Here is a 16,705-nt window from a genome sequence, read left to right as displayed (position 1 = left end):
CTGTTTCGGCACATTGCTGCGCTGTGCAGTAACACGTCGGATACATGTTTGCGGCCTGGCCTCGTCCAGGCCGTTTTTATTTGAGCGTCAGCAGCTTAGCGAACTAGCGAATGGACTAAGCTGCAAACGTTAAAACGTGTAAGCCCAAGGTAAATAGCCGGTAAAGGCGCTTTTCTTAAACTGCTCCAGTGCTTATCTTTCAGCCTCCCGAAGAAGAAGCTCTCGCGCCCAATGGTTGATCACTCCATGCAATCCTCCCCACGCAACTCCCGCCGCTGGCTGTTCGGCCTGCTTGTGCTGCTGGTTATCGCCGGCCTGTGCTGGAAATTCTGGCCCGGCAGTAGCGCCCACAAGGACGCACCGGCCGGGCACACCGGCAAGACCGGCATGGCCCGCCCGGGTTTCGGCGGGTCCACTGGCCCGGTGCCGGTGCGTGTGGCGCCAGCGGTGCTGGGGGAGTTTCCGGTGTACTACAAGGCGCTGGGCACGGTCACCGCGCTCAACACCATCAATGTGCGCAGCCGGGTCGGTGGGGAGCTGGTCAGGATCGCCTTTGAAGAGGGTCAGATGGTCAAGGCCGGTGACCTGCTGGCGGAAATTGACCCGCGCAGCTACCAGAACGCCTTGCTCCAGGCCCAGGGCACGCTCCTGCAAAACCAGGCGCAGTTGAAAAACGCCCAGGTTGACGTGCAGCGTTATCGCGACCTGTACAAACAGGACAGTATCGCCAAGCAGACTCTGGATACCGCCGAGGCGCTGGTCCTGCAATACCAGGGCACGGTCAAGACCAACCAGGGCGCGGTCGATGACGCCAGGCTCAACCTCGAATTCACCAAAATCCGTGCACCCATTGCCGGGCGAGTCGGCCTGCGCCAGCTTGACGTCGGCAACCTCGTTGCGGCTAACGACACGACCGCCCTGGCCGTGATCACCCAGACCCAGCCGATCAGCGTGGCTTTCACCCTGCCGGAAAACACCCTGGACACCGTGCTGCCGCGCTACCACGCCGGCAACAAACTGCCAGTGGAAGCCTGGGACCGTGGCGACGTGAAGAAACAGGCGGTCGGCGTACTGCAAAGCCTGGACAACCAGATCGACGTCACCACCGGCACCTTGAAATTCAAGGCACGCTTCGATAACAAGGATCAGGCCCTGTTCCCCAACCAATTCGTCAACGTGCACCTGCTGGCCGATACCCTGCGCGATGTGGTGCTGGCACCGTCCGCCGCGATCCAGTTCGGCAACGACGGCACCTTCGTCTACGTCCTCGATGGCGACAAAAAGGTCAAGGTTCAGCCACTGGTGGTCGGCGATACCGACGGCGACAACACGGTAATCAAGGAGGGCCTCAAAGCCGGCGATCGCGTGGTCCTGGAAGGCACCGACCGGCTCAAGGATGGCAGTGAAATCGAAGTGGTCAACGACAGCGCAGATGTGCCGACCACCCCGACCGAACACCTGCAAGGCAAACCTGCGGCCAAAACCGAGAGCGGCGTTAACGCCGGCAAGGCGCCAAAGGTTGGTTCATGAACCTGTCGCGGCTGTTTATCCTTCGTCCGGTCGCTACCACGCTGAGCATGCTGGCCATCGTTCTGGCCGGCATCATCGCTTACCGACTGCTACCGGTATCAGCCTTGCCCCAGGTGGATTATCCGACGATCCGCGTGATGACGCTGTACCCCGGCGCCAGCCCCGACGTGATGACCAGCGCGGTCACCGCGCCGCTGGAGCGCCAGTTCGGGCAAATGCCCGGCCTTACGCAGATGGCGTCCACCAGTTCCGGCGGCGCCTCGGTGCTGACCCTGCGCTTCAACCTCGACATCAACATGGACGTCGCCGAACAACAGGTGCAGGCCGCAATCAACGCCGCCACCAACCTGTTGCCCAAGGACCTGCCGGCGCCGCCGGTGTACAACAAGGTCAACCCGGCAGACACCCCGGTGCTGACGCTCGCGATCACGTCCAAAACAATGTTGCTGCCCAAGCTCAATGACCTGGTCGACACTCGCATGGCGCAAAAAATTGCGCAGATCAGCGGCGTCGGCATGGTCAGCATCGCTGGCGGCCAGCGCCAGGCCGTGCGCATCAAGGTCAACCCCGAAGCCCTGGCGGCCAATGGCCTGAACCTGTCGGACGTGCGCACCCTGATCGCTGCGTCCAACGTCAACCAGCCCAAGGGTAACTTCGACGGTCCCACGCGGGTGTCGATGCTCGACGCCAACGATCAATTGGTGTCGCCCCAGCAGTACGCCGATTTGATCCTCGCCTATAACAATGGCGCGCCGTTGCGCCTCAAGGATGTGGCACAGATCGTCGACGGCGCCGAAAACGAACGTCTTGCCGCCTGGGCCAACCAGAACCAGGCCGTGCTGCTCAATATCCAGCGCCAGCCGGGCGCCAACGTGATCGAGGTGGTTGACCGCATCAAGGCGCTGCTGCCGAGCATCACTGACAACCTGCCGGCCGGCCTCGATGTGGCTGTGCTCACCGACCGCACCCAGACCATCCGCGCCTCGGTCACCGATGTGCAGCATGAATTGCTGATCGCCATTGCACTGGTGGTGATGGTCACGTTCCTGTTCCTACGCCGGGTCAGTGCGACCATTATTCCGTCGATTGCCGTGCCGCTGTCGCTGGTGGGCACCTTTGGCGTGATGTACCTGGCCGGCTTCTCCATCAACAACCTGACGCTGATGGCCCTGACCATCGCCACCGGCTTCGTGGTGGACGATGCCATCGTGATGCTGGAGAACATCGCGCGCTATATCGAAGAAGGGGAGACGCCCATGGCGGCGGCGCTCAAGGGCGCCCGGCAGATCGGCTTCACCCTGATTTCCCTCACCTTGTCGCTGATTGCGGTGCTGATCCCGCTGCTGTTCATGGCCGACGTGGTGGGCCGGCTGTTTCGCGAGTTCGCCATCACCCTGGCGGTGGCAATTCTGATTTCCCTGGTGGTCTCGCTCACCCTCACGCCGATGATGTGCGCGCGTTTGCTCAAGCGCGAGCCCGAGGAAGCGGAGCAAAGCCGTTTCTACAAGGCCAGCGGGGCCTGGATCGATTGGCTGATCAACGGCTACGCGCGCCTGCTGCAATGGGTGCTCAGGCACCAGCCGCTGACCCTGCTGGTGGCCATCGCCACCCTGGGCCTCACCGTGGTGCTGTACCTGGTGGTGCCCAAGGGCTTTTTCCCTGTGCAGGACACGGGGGTGATCCAGGGTATTTCCGAGGCGCCTCAGTCGATTTCATTTGCCGCCATGAGCCAGCGCCAGCAGGAACTGGCCAAAATCATTCTGGCCGACCCTTCAGTGCAGAGCCTGTCGTCCTACATTGGCGTGGACGGCGACAACGCCACGCTCAACAGCGGACGCTTGCTGATCAACCTCAAGCCCCACGCCGAGCGCGACCTGAGCGCGACCCAAGTGATCACGCGCCTGCAGCCGCAGGTCGACAAACTGGTGGGCATTCGCCTGTTCATGCAGCCGGTACAAGACCTGACCATCGAAGACCGCGTCAGCCGCACGCAGTATCAGTTCAGCATGTCGTCACCGGACGCCGAGCTGCTGGCGCTGTGGAGCGGCAAGCTGGTGCAGGCCCTCAGCCAGTTGCCGGAGCTGACCGACGTCGCCAGCGATCTGCAGGACAAGGGCCTGCAGGTGTATCTGGTGATCGACCGCGATGCGGCCTCGCGCCTGGGCGTCAGCGTGTCGACCATTACCGACGCACTGTATGACGCCTTCGGCCAGCGGCAGATCTCGACCATCTACACCCAGGCCAGCCAGTACCGTGTCGTGTTGCAGGCCCAGTCCGGCGAAACCCTTGGCCCGGAGGCGCTGAACCAGATCCACGTGAAAACCACCGATGGCGGCCAGGTGCGGCTGTCGAGCCTGGCCCGGGTGGAGCAGCGCCAGGCGCAGTTGGCGATTGCGCACATCGGCCAGTTCCCGGCGGTGATGATGTCGTTCAACCTGGCCCCGGGCGTTGCCTTGGGCAAAGGCGTCGAACTGATCAACCAGACGCAGAAGGACATCGGCATGCCGGTGGGCGTGCAGACCCAGTTCCAGGGCGCGGCCCAGGCGTTCGAGGCATCGCTGTCGAGTACCTTGCTGCTGATCCTGGCGGCAGTGGTCACCATGTACATCGTGCTTGGTGTGCTGTACGAGAGCTACATCCACCCGATCACCATTCTGTCCACCTTGCCTTCGGCAGCGGTGGGCGCCTTGCTCGCCTTGCTGCTCAGCGGCAATGACCTGGGCATGATCGCGATCATCGGCATCATTTTGCTGATTGGTATCGTGAAGAAGAACGCGATCATGATGATCGACTTTGCCCTTGATGCCGAACGCAACCAGGGCCTTGACCCGCAGACGGCGATCTATCAGGCGGCGCTGTTGCGCTTTCGACCGATCCTGATGACCACCCTGGCCGCGCTGTTCGGTGCGGTGCCGCTGATGCTCGCCAGCGGTTCCGGCGCCGAATTGCGTCAGCCCCTGGGGTTGGTGATGGTTGGCGGCTTGCTGGTGAGCCAGGTGTTGACGCTGTTCACCACGCCGGTGATCTACCTGTACTTCGATCGCCTTGGGCGGCGTTGGCGCAAAGAGCCGCAACGCCTGGAGCCGGTTGAGCCATGAACCTGTCCGGACCTTTCATTCGCCGGCCGGTCGCCACGCTGCTGCTGAGCCTGGCGATCATGTTGCTGGGTGGTGTCAGCTTCAACCTGCTGCCGGTGTCGCCCTTGCCGCAGATCGACTTCCCGGTGATTGTGGTGTCGGCCAGCCTGCCCGGTGCCAGCCCCGAAGTGATGGCATCCACCGTGGCCACGCCGCTGGAGCGCTCCTTCGGCTCGATTGCCGGCATCACCACCATGAGCAGTTCGTCCAGTCAGGGTTCCACCCGGGTGATCCTGGCGTTCGACTCCGACCGCGATATCAACGGTGCGGCAAGGGAGGTGCAGGCCGCCATCAACGCCTCGCGCAACCTGTTGCCCAGCGGCATGCGCAGCATGCCCACCTACAAGAAGATCAACCCGTCCCAGGCGCCGGTCATGGTGCTGTCGCTGACCTCGGACGTGTTGCAGAAGGGCCAGCTCTACGACCTGGCCTCGACCATCCTCTCGCAAAGTCTGTCCCAGGTGCCCGGGGTGGGCGAAGTGCAGATCGGCGGCAGTTCGCTGCCGGCGGTGCGCATCGAACTCCAACCCAAGGCCCTCGACCAGTACGGCGTGGCCCTGGACGATGTGCGCAACACCATCGCCAATGCCAACCAGCGCCGGCCCAAGGGCTCGCTGGAGGACAGCCAGCGCAACTGGCAGATCCAGGCCAACGACCAGTTGGAAAAGGCCAAGGACTACGAGCCGCTGCTGATTCGCTACCAGAATGGCGCGGCGCTGCGCCTGTCGGACGTGGCGAAGATCACCGACGGCGTCGAAGACCGCTACAACAGCGGTTTCTTCAACAACGATTCGGCGGTGCTGCTGGTGATCAACCGCCAGTCTGGCGCCAACATCATCGAAACGGTCAGGCAGATCAAGGCGCAGTTGCCGGCGTTGCAGGCGGTATTGCCGTCCAGCGTCAAGCTCAGCCTGGCCATGGACCGCTCGCCGGTGATCACCGCCACCCTGCATGAAGCCGAGATGACCCTGCTGATCGCGGTGGGCCTGGTGATCCTGGTGGTGTACCTGTTTCTCGGCAATTTCCGCGCATCGCTGATCCCGACCCTGGCGGTGCCGGTGTCGCTGGTGGGCACTTTCGCGGTGATGTACCTGTATGGGTTCTCGCTGAACAATTTTTCGCTGATGGCGTTGATCCTCGCCACCGGCCTGGTGGTGGACGACGCCATCGTGGTGCTGGAGAACATCTCCCGGCATATCGACGAAGGTGTGCCGCCGATGAAGGCGGCGTACCTGGGCGCGCAGGAAGTGGGCTTTACCCTGCTGTCGATGAACGTGTCACTGGTGGCGGTGTTTCTCTCCATCCTGTTCATTGGGGGTATCGTCACCAGCCTGTTTCGTGAGTTTTCGATCACCCTGTCGGCGGCGATCATTGTGTCGCTGGTGGTCTCGCTGACCCTGACCCCGATGCTCTGCGCGCGCTGGCTCAAGCCCCACGTCAAGGGCCGCATGACCGGCCTGCAGCGCTGGAGCCAGAAGGTCAACGATCGCATGGTGGCCGGCTACGCCACCAGCCTGGACTGGGTACTGCGTCATCGGCGTCTGACCCTGCTCAGCCTGCTGCTCACCATCGGCGTGAACGTCGCGCTGTATGTGGTGGTACCCAAGACATTCATGCCCCAGCAGGACACCGGCCAGTTGATCGGTTTTGTGCGCGGCGATGACGGCCTGTCGTTCAGCGTGATGCAGCCGAAAATGGAAACCTTCCGCAAGGCGGTACTCAAGGACCCGGCGGTGCTCAGCGTGGCCGGCTTTATCGGCGGCAACAACGGCACCAACAATGCGGTGATGCTGGTTCGCCTCAAGCCGATTGCCGAGCGCAAGGTGTCCGCCCAGGCAGTGATCGAGCGCCTGCGCAAGGACGTGCCGCTGGTGCCGGGCGGGCGCCTGTTCCTGATGGCTGACCAGGATCTGCAATTTGGCGGCGGTCGCGACCAGACCAGCGCGCAATATTCCTACATCCTGCAAAGTGGCGATCTTGCCGCGCTGCGCCTGTGGTACCCGAAAGTGGTCGCCGCCATGCGTGCGTTGCCGGAACTGACCGCCATCGATGCCCGTGAAGGCCGGGGTGCGGCACAGGTCACGCTGATTGTCGACCGTGACCAGGCCAAACGCTTGGGTATCGACATGGACATGGTTACGGCGGTGCTCAACAACGCCTACAGCCAGCGGCAGATTTCCACCATCTACGACAGCCTCAACCAGTATCAGGTGGTGATGGAGGTCAACCCCAAATATGCCCAGGACCCGATCACCCTCAACCAGGTGCAGGTGATCACCGCCGATGGCGCACGGGTGCCGCTGTCGACCATTGCCCATTATGAAAACAGCCTGGCCAATGACCGCGTCAGCCATGAAGGCCAGTTCGCGTCGGAGAACATTGCCTTCGACATGGCGCCCGGGGTCACGGTGGAGCAGGGTACGGCCGCGATCGAGCGGGCGATTGCCAAGGTCGGCTTGCCCGAAGACGTGATCGCCAAGATGGCCGGCACCGCCGATGCCTTCGCCGCCACGCAGAAAGGCCAACCGTTCATGATCCTCGGCGCGCTGGTGGCGGTGTACCTGGTGCTGGGCATTCTGTACGAGAGCTACATTCACCCGCTGACGATTCTGTCGACGCTGCCGTCGGCCGGGGTTGGCGCCATGCTCGCCATCTACCTCACAGGCGGCGAGTTCAGCCTGATCTCCCTGCTCGGGCTGTTCCTGCTGATCGGCGTGGTGAAAAAGAACGCGATCCTGATGATCGACCTGGCCTTGCAGCTGGAGCGCGACGACGGCCTGGGCCCGCTGGAGTCGATTCGCAGCGCCTGCCTGTTGCGTCTGCGGCCGATTCTGATGACCACCCTGGCGGCCATCCTTGGCGCCTTGCCCTTGTTGCTGGGCTCCGGTGACGGCGCGGAAATGCGCCACCCGCTGGGCCTGACCATCATCGGCGGCCTGGTGTTCAGCCAGGTCCTGACCCTTTACACCACCCCGGTGGTCTACCTCTATCTCGACCGCGCGCGCCACCGTTTCAACGCCTGGCGTGGCGTGCGTACCGATGCTGCTCTGGACTCTGCGCTATGACCGATTCAACGTTTGCCCAATGCGCCATGTTCCGTGGGTCCCGCGTGGCGAGTCTGCTGCTGTGCGGTCTATTGCTCAGCGCTTGTGCCATTGGCCCCGATTACAAACGCCCGGAGGTCATCGAGCCGGCCCAGTTCAAGGAAGCTCAGGGCTGGCGCCAGGCCACGCCGAGCGACTCCCTGGCCCGTGGCGCCTGGTGGGAGCTGTACGGCGACCGCCAGTTGAACGACCTGGTGCTGCGCCTCAACACGTCCAACCAGACGGTGGCCCAGGCTGAAGCACGTTTCCGCCAGGCTCAGGCGCTGGTGCGCAGCGCCCGTGGCGCGTTTTACCCCAGCGTCGACCTGAGCGTCGGCAAGACGCGCGCGAGCCAGGGCACCGGCAGCAGCAGCGCAAGCCTGAGCAGTTCCAGCAGCGGTATCCGCGACACCCTGAACGCGCAGTTGGGCGTGAGCTGGGAGGCGGACGTGTGGGGCAAGTTGCGACGGGGCCTGGAAGCCAACGAAGCCAGCGCCGAAGCCAGCGCTGCGGATCTCGCCGCGATGCGCCTGAGCCAACAATCGGAACTGGTGCAGAGCTACCTGCAATTGCGCGTGATGGATGAACAGACGCGCCTGTTGCAAGCCACGCTGGATACCTATCAGCGCTCGTTGCAGATGACCGAAAACCAATACCGCGCCGGTATCTCCGGCAAGGACGCGGTCGCCCAGGCACAAACCCAGCTCAAGACCACCCAGGCCAGCCTGATCGATCTGATCTGGCAGCGCGCGCAACTGGAAAACGCCATCGCCGTGCTGATCGGCGAGGCCCCGGCCAACTTCAACCTGGCGGTGAGCAAGGACATTCCGGCGTTGCCGCAAATCCCCGTGAGCCTGCCCTCGCAACTGCTCGAAAGGCGTCCGGACATCGCTTCGGCCGAACGCTCGGTGATCGCCGCCAACGCCAATATCGGCGTGGCCAAGGCCGCCTATTACCCGGACTTGAGCCTGAGCCTGGCGGGCGGGTATACCAGCAGCACCTATGCCGACTGGATCAGCTTGCCGAACCGCTTCTGGTCGGTGGGGCCCAAGCTTGCGATGACCCTGTTCGACGGCGGTCAGCGTTCGGCCGAGGTTGATCGCACCGTGGCGTCCTATGACGAGACCGTGGCCAAGTATCGCCAGACGGTGCTGGATGGTTTCCGTGAAGTGGAAAACTACATGGTGCAGCTCAAGGTGCTCGAGGACGAGGCGGTGGTCAGCAACGAGGCGCTGGACGCCGCGCGTGAGTCGTTGCGGTTGACGCAGAACCAATACAAGGCTGGGTTGATTGCGTATCTGGATGTGGTGACGGTGCAGGCGACCGCGCTGAGTAATGAGCGAACGGTGTTGACGTTGCTGCAGACGCGGTTGGTGGCGAGTGTTCAGTTGATCGCGGCGCTGGGGGGGGGCTGGGACGGGGTTACTTCCGCTGGAAGCGAGTGATGGGTGTCTATCCGTTATTCAGGTAACGGATAGACACCCATCACCCCTGGCCAAACAAGTCATAAGCATCGAGCAACCGATAAGCAATTTCCGGCCGTTTCTCCAGGCCGCGACGAATCGCCGCCGGAATTGCCTGCCGCGTCTTGCGGCACATCCCCGGCAACTCGTCGATGACAATCTGAATTCCTCGCATGCTCCTGACCTCGGTATGCCCCGGCGCGACATGCACTCGAATGCCCAGCAGCTCATACATCCGCTGCTGCATGTGCTCCAGGTCCTGCAAACTCTTGAGGTCTTCCAGCCGGGCAAGCAACTTTTTTTCTTCCTGGCGCGTCAGGCCAAGCACCCGCAGGTCGGCACCCGGCGCCTGCAGCAGTTGGTCGCGTGCGCAAATGCAGGCGCCGGGCGGGCAGGGTTGGCGAATCGTCATGTGCATTCCCTCCCCATTGCGGCGCCGCCGACTTAATAGGTCAGCGCAACGCCCAGGCTGCCCAGGGCCTTCCAGTAATCAGGATAGGTCTTGGCCACGCAGTCCGGGTCCTGGATGCGAACGCCTGCGACCTTCAGCCCCGCCAGCGCAAAGCACATGGCGATGCGGTGGTCGGCGTGGGTGTCGATCAGCGCATTGCAAGAAGTGCCAGCCAGTGCCGGGTCGGCGGCCACCAGCAAGTCGTCGCCCTCAATGGTCGCCAGGCCCGGGCGGATTTCGTTGAGGCCGTCGTGCAGGGCCTGTACGCGGTCACATTCCTTCACGCGCAGGTTGGCCAGTTGAGTGAAGCGCACCGGGGTGTTATTGAAGGCGGCCAGTACCGCGAGCGTCGGGATCGCGTCCTGCATCTGCGAACCCACCACGGTGGTCGGCATGTTCGGGAACTGCGCGATCACCGCCTGGGCCTTGGCGTCTGGCTGGGTGAAATCCTGCGCAGCCACGCCGATATCGATACGGCCGCCGGTTAATACTTCGGCCGCCCACAGGTAGGTGGCGGCAGACGCGTCAGGCTCGATCAGGTAGTCATGGGCGCGGTAGCCGGTCGCGGCGACGCGCCAGGTGGTGTCGTCGACCACCTCGACCTGCGCGCCGAATGCGCGCATGCAGTCCAGGGTCAAGTCCACGTAGCCACGGGCGCCGATGTCCTTGCCGGTGAGTGCCACTTCAATCGGTGCTTCTCCGCACGCCGCCAGCATCAGCAGCGCCGAGACGTACTGGCTGGACAAACCGCCGTCGATCTCGAAGCGCTTGGCCTGCACCTTGCCCACACCGTGTACGGTCACCGGCGGGCAGCCGGTGGGGCTGTCGACCTGGATGCCGTTCTGGCCAAGGGTGGTCAGCAGTGGGCCGATCGGACGTTTTTGCATGTAGGCGTCGCCGTCCAGCACGACGCTGCCTTGCACGGTGGCCACGGCGGCGGTGAGAAAGCGCATCGCTGTGCCGGCATTGCCGAGGAATAAAGGCTGTGCCGGCCGTTGCAGCCTGCCGGAGCCGGTGACCACAAAGGTGGTGTCATCCGGCTCGTCGATGGTCACGCCCATCTCGCGCAATGCCACCGACATATGCCGGGTGTCATCGCTTTTCAGCGCGCCGGTCAGGCGACTGGTGCCGTTGGCCAGGGCGGCCAGTAGCAGTGCGCGGTTGGTGATGGATTTGGAGCCAGGGGGCGCGACCTTGCCGTTCAGGGGGGAACTGGGTGGGGTAACGGTCACGGTTTTCTGCGAACTCAAGGTGCAAGGCTCCTGATCAAGGCAAGGTGGCACGGAGTGGCCGACGGGCGGACCCGAATAATCGGCCAAAGCAGCGGTGCTTGTCGAGGCTTAGCGCAAGGCCAGCCAGTAATCGTGCAGGGCCCGCGCGGCCGGTTCGATCTCGCTGACGCGCTGCTGGTGTGCCCGTACATCGAGGTCGACTGGCAGCTCGAAGTTGTCCTGCTCGGCGCACAAGGCAATTTTTTCCAGGTGCGCGGCTTGTTCGGGCGGCAGGTCAGGCCAGTTGGCGATGGCCGCGCCACGGATGTAGCCAAAGCACCATTCTTCGGCGAGGGTCAGGGTGTGGCCCTGATGTTCGGTGTCATCGAAACGGGCTTTGAACCCTTGGGCGTCGTTAGCCAGTTGGCCTGCGAGGGTATTCATGTGGCGTACACACAGTTCCAGGAAACGCTGAGCCTCGTCCGCGCTTTCCCAGGCCGGGTTGTGCCCGCCCCAGATCGCCGGGAACCACTCGCCGACGTCCACCCGGGACGGGCTCGACACCAGCGCGGTGAAGTAACCGTCGAGTTCGGCCAGGTTGAGTACCGAGTGGTCGTCGCCGTATTTGAGCAGGGTTTCGTCGATGAAGTCGAAATCGACCAGGGCCAGGGGTTGGCTGTGCATGGGCATGTCCTTTGAGCGTGGAGCGCCGCGAGCGAGCGGCTTGATGCGCGAAGGATGGCGGGTGCGCGGGGTTTTATCCAGCTTTTCCAGGCGGGCCCGTGCCCACGGCGCCGATAAGTGCGCGTCCGGCTTTTGGCCGATGCGCCCTTGCGCAGCCTTGTTATAGTCTGGCCCTTATCAATCGTCAGTCAGGGATCACTGCCATGTCCGAATACCAAGCCTTCGTTGTTGAGCTCAACGGCAACGTTGCCCATGTGCAGATCAACCGCCCGGAAAAGATCAACGCGATGAACGCGGCGTTCTGGCGTGAAATCATCGAGATATTCCAATGGGTCGAAGACACTGACGCCGTGCGCGCCGTGGTACTCAGCGGTGCCGGCAAGCATTTCTCGTCGGGTATCGACTTGATGATGCTGGCCCAGGTGGCCAATGACCTGGGCAAGGATGTGGGCCGTAACGCACGCCTGCTGCGGCGCAAGATCCTCGAGCTGCAAGCCTCGTTCAATGCGGTGGACAACTGCCGCAAGCCGGTGCTGGCGGCGATCCAGGGCTACTGCATCGGCGGTGCCATCGACCTGATCAGCGCCTGCGACATGCGTTACGCCGCCGAGGATGCGCAGTTCTCCATCAAGGAAGTCGACATTGGCATGGCCGCCGATGTCGGCACCCTGCAACGCCTGCCGCGCATCGTCGGTGACGGCATGCTGCGCGAACTGGCCTATACCGGCCGTCAGTTCGGCGCCGAAGAAGCGCGCAGCATCGGCCTGGTGAACCGCGTGTATCCCGATCATGCAAGCCTGCTGGCCGGGGTCCTGGAGATTGCCCGCGAGATCGCCGCCAAATCGCCGATTGCCGTAACCGGCACCAAGGCCATGATCAGCTACATGCGTGACCACAGCATCAATGACGGTCTGGAATACGTTGCCACCTGGAACGCGGCTATGTTGCAATCCAACGATTTGCGCGTGGCCATCGCGGCACACATGAGTAAACAGAAACCCGACTTTGTGGATTGACTGACATGACCCCAGGCTGGATTACCAACACGCTGCTGGACAACGACGCCCCCGGTGGCTGGGCTATTGCGCGCAGCCGCGAGGGCTTTTTACATGACGCCAATGGTCCGCTGTTTCCGCGTGACTGGCTCAAGCGCCAGGAGCTGTCGGTGTTCGCCGAGCATGGCATCGGTCTCCTCGACGGCGAGCCGGTGTATCTGCTGGAGCTCAACAGCGCCGCCCAGGTGCCGGGCTGCAGTTGGCAGGGCCTGCGCGGCTTCATGCTGCAGGGCGATCACACCGTGTACAAGGTGCTTGGTTACGCGGCGCAAATCGGCACTTGGGCGCGTGAGCACCGTTTCTGCGGCAGCTGCGGTCAGGCCATGGTGCAGGTGCCACGTGAGCGCGCAATGTTCTGCGAGCCCTGCGATTTGCGCAGTTACCCGCGTATTTCGCCGAGCATGATCGTGCTGGTGACGCGCGGCGACGAGATTCTGCTGGCGCGGTCACCGCGCTTTGTCACGGGGGTGTATAGCACGCTGGCGGGGTTTGCCGAGCCGGGCGAGTCGGCCGAGGAATGCCTGATCCGCGAGGTGCGTGAAGAGGTGCAGGTGGAGGTGAAGAACATTCAGTACATGGGCAGCCAATGCTGGCCGTTTCCCCACTCGATGATGCTGGGCTTTCATGCCGAATACGCCGGCGGCGAGATCGTGCCCCAGGCCGACGAGATAGAGGACGCGCAGTGGTTCAATATCCACGCATTGCCGCCGTTGCCGGCGTCGCGCTCGATTGCGCGCTATCTCATCGACCTGTACCTGGCCCGTCGCCTAGGCCACGCCGAACCAGTGCTGCCAGGCTAGGCGCACGGTCAGACCGAGCACCACGGTGATGAACACCGGGCGAATGAACCTGGCGCCGCCGCTGATTGCGCTGCGTGCCCCAAAGAACGCGCCGCACATCACCGACAGGCCCATGGCCAGGCCGACGATCCAGTCCACCGACCCATTGATGATGAACACCGTCAGCGCCGCCGCGTTGCTGACGAAGTTCATGCTGCGCGCCACGCCGCTGGCTTTTACCAGGTCGATGGGGTGCAGCAGCATCGTGCTCACGGTCCAGAACGCGCCGGTGCCGGGCCCGGCCACGCCGTCGTAAAAGCCCAGGCCGAAGCCCTGGGTGGCTTGCCATTTTTTCCTGATCGGTGCATCGGCGTCCAGCGGCGCCTTGGGCGTGCCGCCGAACAGCAGATACACACCGCAGGCGAAGACGATCACCGGGAGCATCTTGTTCAGGGTTTCGGCAGGCAGGTAGTGCGCGACCACGGCGCCGGTCAGTGCACCGACCAATGTGCCGACAATGGCGTGCACCCATTGGCGCGGATGGAACAGCTTGCGCCGGTAGAAGGTGAAGCTGGCGGTGGCCGAGCCGAAGGTCGAGCTCAGCTTATTGGTGCCCAGCACCAGGTGCGGCGGCATGCCGGCCGTGAGCAGGGCAGGGGTGGTAAGCAGGCCACCACCGCCGGCGATGGCGTCGATAAAGCCGGCGATAAAGGCAACCACGGCGAGGAGGGCCAGGGTGGTGAGGTCTACACTGAGTTCGAAGGGCATGGGCAGTCGACTTGGGTTGGCGGGCACAACGGGCAGGCTGTGCCAAACGGCGCTATCTTACCTCACCGTCAGGCTTTCAATCGGCAAAACTGTGATCAAAAAACAGACCCCTGTACGCTTCTTGCCTGGCCACCGGAGAACCGCCATGCCGCTCGCAAAAATCGCCATCGCCTCATTCGACGTCGACGCCCAGAAAAGCTTCACGCCACTGTGCCCCAATGAGTTGCCAGTGGCCGGCGGTGACCAGATCGGCGCCGAGCTCAACTACATGGCCAGCCTTGCCGGTCATCGTATTGGCAGCAAGGACGCGCACACTCCGCACGCACCCTGGGTAGTGTCCCGGCACAGCGACATGCTGCAGCCCACGGGCCTGGCGCATGCCGATGTCACCTGGGTCAACCACTGTGTGCCTGGCACCGAGGGCTTCACCCTGCTGGATGAACTGCCCACGCCCTACGACTACGATTACTTCGTCTGGAAAGGCGTTGAGCCCGACCTGCACCCCTACGGTGCCTGTTACCACGACCTGCATGACAAACTCTCCACGGGCGTCATCGAGTACCTCAAGGCCCACAGCGTGCAGCGGGTAATCGTCGGCGGCCTGGCCCTGGACTACTGCGTCAAGACCACCGCCCTGCAAATGCTCAAGGCGGGTCTGGCGGTGGTGCTGCATCTGCCTGCCTGCCGTGCCATCACGCCGGAGGGAGGCGTCAATGCCGTTGAAGCGTTGCTCGCGGCAGGCGCCGTCATCAGCCGGACCCGTGAAGAACTCGCCGCGGCGCTCGTACTTTCCGATTCCTACGATTGATCAGACGGCCAAAAAAAAGATAACGGGAAGTGCCCTCCGGCAAAAAGGAACTTCTCCTACATTCTTGTACATGATGGATTCTTTACCCTCTGTGCTCTTGTAAGGTGAGGAGTAAAGGAGTGACTTTCAGCGTATTCAGGGAGGGTTTTCCCGGCATCCATTGCCCGCGCAGACGCGTCCTGCACGGCGGTGCAACGATCACGCCGGTGTGTGTGGTTAAGCTTCACTGCGCGCAATGAATGATTCAACGGTGAGCGTTGTCATCCGCTACCTTCCTGTGTTCGTGGGCACTCTGTTCATGGCTGTCCTTTCCGGCGCCTCTGTGATTGTGCTTAATGAACCGGTGTATTTGCGCAAGCTCGATCCGGCGCTCAGAACGGAAGTGTCCAGATGGGCAGTGCTCGTGTTGACGGCTGCTGTGGTGTTTCTCAATGGGATGATTGCACGCGGGCGTAAATGGGCCGCAGGCTGGATGGCTTGCTATTTCGCCGTTTGCCTTTTGCTGGTCCTGCCGACCTTGGACGACTGTCCGCACCGCCTGGCATTTTCCCTGGGCGTTGTATTTCCGCTGCTGGGGTTACTTTTGCTCAACACGGACCGGCATCGAGAGATGCGGTACGCCTGCCGCGAAATGCGCGCTCAACGAACGCTCGTCAGAGCGCTGTACAAAAAGTTTTCAGACAACCTCAAGGCCAAAAACCACCGGGCCAGGCAGCCGTAAAGCCGGCTGCCCAACCGTGGCAAACCTTTGGCGGTCAGCGGCTAGCCACGCTGAAAAAGGCTACCTTGGTGCTCAACCTGTCCGCCAGTTCCGCCAGTTCCTGGTTGGCGTTCGCCACTACTTCGGAGCCAGCAGCCGACTGTACGGTGGAGCTGTGGATACGCGTGACGTTCTGCGCAACTTCTTCAGCGGCGGCGCTCTGCTGCACCGAGGCGCTGGCGATCTGCGCGTTCATGGTGTTGATCGCGCCGACTTCCTGGCTGATCTTGCCCAGCGACGCTTGCGAATCGCGAGTCTGGCCGACCGTGGTCTGGGCCAGGGCGCGGCTGCGCTGCATGATGTCGGCGGCGCTCTGAGTGCCGCTTTGCAGTTTGCCGATCATGTCGCGGATTTCCTGGGTGGACTCCTGAGTGCGGGTCGCGAGCGAGCGCACTTCGTCGGCGACTACCGCAAAGCCGCGGCCATGTTCCCCGGCGCGGGCGGCTTCAATGGCGGCGTTCAGGGCGAGCAGGTTGGTTTGCGCGGCAATCGCGTTGATCACCTCAATCACCGTTTCGATGCTTTCGCTGTCGCTGGATACCTGATTGACGCGGGTGGTGGCCTGTTCGAGAATTTGCGCCAGTTCTTCAATCGCCACGCTCACTTCACCCACCAGACGGTGGCCGCTGTTGACTTCGGCATCGGCCTGCAGGGTGGCCCTGGCGGCTGCCGAGGCGTAGCCCGATACTTCATTGACCGATGCGGCCATTTGCGTAATGGCGGCGGCCACATGCTGGGCTTCGCTGGTTTGCAGTGTGATCTGCTGGCGGTTTTCGCCGGACGCAGACAACAGGGTCACCGACGAATCACGCAGCGCCTGTGCCGACGCGCGCACTTCGGTGATGGTGTCGCCCAGGCGAATCAGGGCATTTTTAAGAATGCCCATGACGCTGTCGGGGTGACGGGTGTCGATGCTCTGGTTCAAGTCACCCTGGGCCAGGCGACGGATCGCTTCGGCCACTTCTTCGGGCTCGGC

General features: G+C 62.9%; 13 protein-coding genes. 8 read left to right on the top strand and 5 right to left on the bottom strand.

Annotated elements, in window-relative coordinates:
- The first annotated feature begins 231 nt into the window (after positions 1-231).
- Genes H045_RS09900 through H045_RS09885 form a run of 4 tightly spaced genes read left to right on the top strand, consistent with a single transcriptional unit; the run spans position 232 to position 9,195 of the window.
- Positions 232-1,530 carry an MdtA/MuxA family multidrug efflux RND transporter periplasmic adaptor subunit gene (locus H045_RS09900; protein ID WP_003233047.1) on the top strand — a complete coding sequence of 433 codons (1,299 nt, stop codon included), beginning with the start codon at positions 232-234 and terminating at the stop codon, positions 1,528-1,530.
- On the top strand, positions 1,527-4,628 hold the full coding sequence (locus H045_RS09895) for an MdtB/MuxB family multidrug efflux RND transporter permease subunit (RefSeq protein ID WP_015372263.1): 3,102 nt from the start codon (positions 1,527-1,529) through the stop codon (positions 4,626-4,628). Before H045_RS09900 ends, H045_RS09895 begins: the two co-directional genes overlap by 4 nt.
- A complete protein-coding gene (locus H045_RS09890) occupies positions 4,625-7,732 on the top strand; it encodes an efflux RND transporter permease subunit (RefSeq protein WP_015372262.1) in 3,108 nt (1,035 codons plus the stop codon). The genes H045_RS09895 and H045_RS09890 overlap by 4 nt, the downstream gene beginning before the upstream one ends.
- Positions 7,729-9,195 carry an efflux transporter outer membrane subunit gene (locus tag H045_RS09885; protein WP_015372261.1) on the top strand — a complete coding sequence of 489 codons (1,467 nt, stop codon included), beginning with the start codon at positions 7,729-7,731 and terminating at the stop codon, positions 9,193-9,195. Before H045_RS09890 ends, H045_RS09885 begins: the two co-directional genes overlap by 4 nt.
- A 40-nt stretch (positions 9,196-9,235) precedes the next feature.
- On the opposite strand, the gene H045_RS09880 is transcribed toward H045_RS09885, so the two are convergent.
- The 3 genes from H045_RS09880 to H045_RS09870 all read right to left on the bottom strand — a co-directional run bounded on the left by H045_RS09880 (position 9,236) and on the right by H045_RS09870 (position 11,559).
- Entirely contained in the window at positions 9,236-9,625 is a 390-nt protein-coding gene (locus tag H045_RS09880) for a hypothetical protein (protein ID WP_003233055.1), read from the bottom strand.
- 32 nt (positions 9,626-9,657) lie between these two features.
- Entirely contained in the window at positions 9,658-10,914 is a 1,257-nt protein-coding gene (aroA, locus tag H045_RS09875; protein ID WP_015372260.1) for a 3-phosphoshikimate 1-carboxyvinyltransferase, read from the bottom strand.
- Positions 10,915-11,004: 90 nt separating this feature from the next.
- Positions 11,005-11,559: a UPF0149 family protein gene (locus tag H045_RS09870; protein WP_003233059.1), complete on the bottom strand. Its 555-nt coding sequence runs from the start codon at positions 11,557-11,559 to the stop codon at positions 11,005-11,007.
- Positions 11,560-11,762: 203 nt separating this feature from the next.
- Between H045_RS09870 and H045_RS09865 the strand changes: the two genes are divergently transcribed.
- Together H045_RS09865 and nudC are read left to right on the top strand one after the other, a co-directional pair.
- Positions 11,763-12,575 carry a crotonase/enoyl-CoA hydratase family protein gene (locus H045_RS09865; RefSeq protein ID WP_015372259.1) on the top strand — a complete coding sequence of 271 codons (813 nt, stop codon included), beginning with the start codon at positions 11,763-11,765 and terminating at the stop codon, positions 12,573-12,575.
- A gap of 5 nt (positions 12,576-12,580) precedes the next feature.
- Positions 12,581-13,414: an NAD(+) diphosphatase gene (gene nudC / locus H045_RS09860; protein WP_015372258.1), complete on the top strand. Its 834-nt coding sequence runs from the start codon at positions 12,581-12,583 to the stop codon at positions 13,412-13,414.
- Here the strand turns inward: nudC and H045_RS09855 are convergent.
- Positions 13,382-14,161 (bottom strand): TSUP family transporter, encoded by a 780-nt coding sequence (locus tag H045_RS09855; protein ID WP_003233065.1) that lies wholly within the window; start codon positions 14,159-14,161, stop codon positions 13,382-13,384. The two genes, nudC and H045_RS09855, sit on opposite strands and share 33 nt — an antisense overlap.
- 145 nt (positions 14,162-14,306) lie before the next feature.
- Here H045_RS09855 and H045_RS09850 point away from each other — a divergent pair, with 145 nt between their 5' ends.
- Positions 14,307-14,969, top strand: coding sequence for an isochorismatase family protein (locus tag H045_RS09850; protein WP_015372257.1), 663 nt, complete (start codon positions 14,307-14,309; stop codon positions 14,967-14,969).
- Between the two features lie 250 nt (positions 14,970-15,219).
- Positions 15,220-15,690, top strand: a complete 471-nt coding sequence (locus tag H045_RS09845) for a hypothetical protein (RefSeq protein WP_003233069.1) — start codon at positions 15,220-15,222, stop codon at positions 15,688-15,690.
- A gap of 34 nt (positions 15,691-15,724) precedes the next feature.
- Here the strand turns inward: H045_RS09845 and H045_RS25810 are convergent, their stop codons facing one another.
- The gene (locus H045_RS25810; RefSeq protein WP_420875626.1) at positions 15,725-16,438 is read right to left on the bottom strand and encodes a methyl-accepting chemotaxis protein; all 714 of its coding nucleotides are present in this window, start codon (positions 16,436-16,438) and stop codon (positions 15,725-15,727) included.
- Positions 16,439-16,705: the final 267 nt, after the last annotated feature.

Origin of the sequence: Pseudomonas poae RE*1-1-14, assembly GCF_000336465.1 — a bacterium.
GTDB lineage: Bacteria > Pseudomonadota > Gammaproteobacteria > Pseudomonadales > Pseudomonadaceae > Aquipseudomonas > Aquipseudomonas poae.
The sequence above is the reverse complement of the archived record's forward strand: the minus strand, read 5'-3'. Positions and strand labels throughout refer to the sequence as shown.

Excerpts from the sequence above, each read along its gene's own strand:
- H045_RS09900 (WP_003233047.1), top strand. The coding sequence starts at position 232 with ATGGTTGATCACTCCATGCAATCCTCCCCACGCAACTCCCGCCGCTGG.
- H045_RS09895 (WP_015372263.1), top strand. The coding sequence starts at position 1,527 with ATGAACCTGTCGCGGCTGTTTATCCTTCGTCCGGTCGCTACCACGCTG.
- H045_RS09890 (WP_015372262.1), top strand. The coding sequence starts at position 4,625 with ATGAACCTGTCCGGACCTTTCATTCGCCGGCCGGTCGCCACGCTGCTG.
- H045_RS09885 (WP_015372261.1), top strand. The coding sequence starts at position 7,729 with ATGACCGATTCAACGTTTGCCCAATGCGCCATGTTCCGTGGGTCCCGC.
- H045_RS09880 (WP_003233055.1), bottom strand. The coding sequence starts at position 9,625 with ATGACGATTCGCCAACCCTGCCCGCCCGGCGCCTGCATTTGCGCACGC.
- H045_RS09870 (WP_003233059.1), bottom strand. The coding sequence starts at position 11,559 with ATGCACAGCCAACCCCTGGCCCTGGTCGATTTCGACTTCATCGACGAA.
- H045_RS09865 (WP_015372259.1), top strand. The coding sequence starts at position 11,763 with ATGTCCGAATACCAAGCCTTCGTTGTTGAGCTCAACGGCAACGTTGCC.
- nudC (WP_015372258.1), top strand. The coding sequence starts at position 12,581 with ATGACCCCAGGCTGGATTACCAACACGCTGCTGGACAACGACGCCCCC.
- H045_RS09855 (WP_003233065.1), bottom strand. The coding sequence starts at position 14,161 with ATGCCCTTCGAACTCAGTGTAGACCTCACCACCCTGGCCCTCCTCGCC.
- H045_RS09850 (WP_015372257.1), top strand. The coding sequence starts at position 14,307 with ATGCCGCTCGCAAAAATCGCCATCGCCTCATTCGACGTCGACGCCCAG.
- H045_RS25810 (WP_420875626.1), bottom strand. The coding sequence starts at position 16,438 with ATGGCCGCATCGGTCAATGAAGTATCGGGCTACGCCTCGGCAGCCGCC.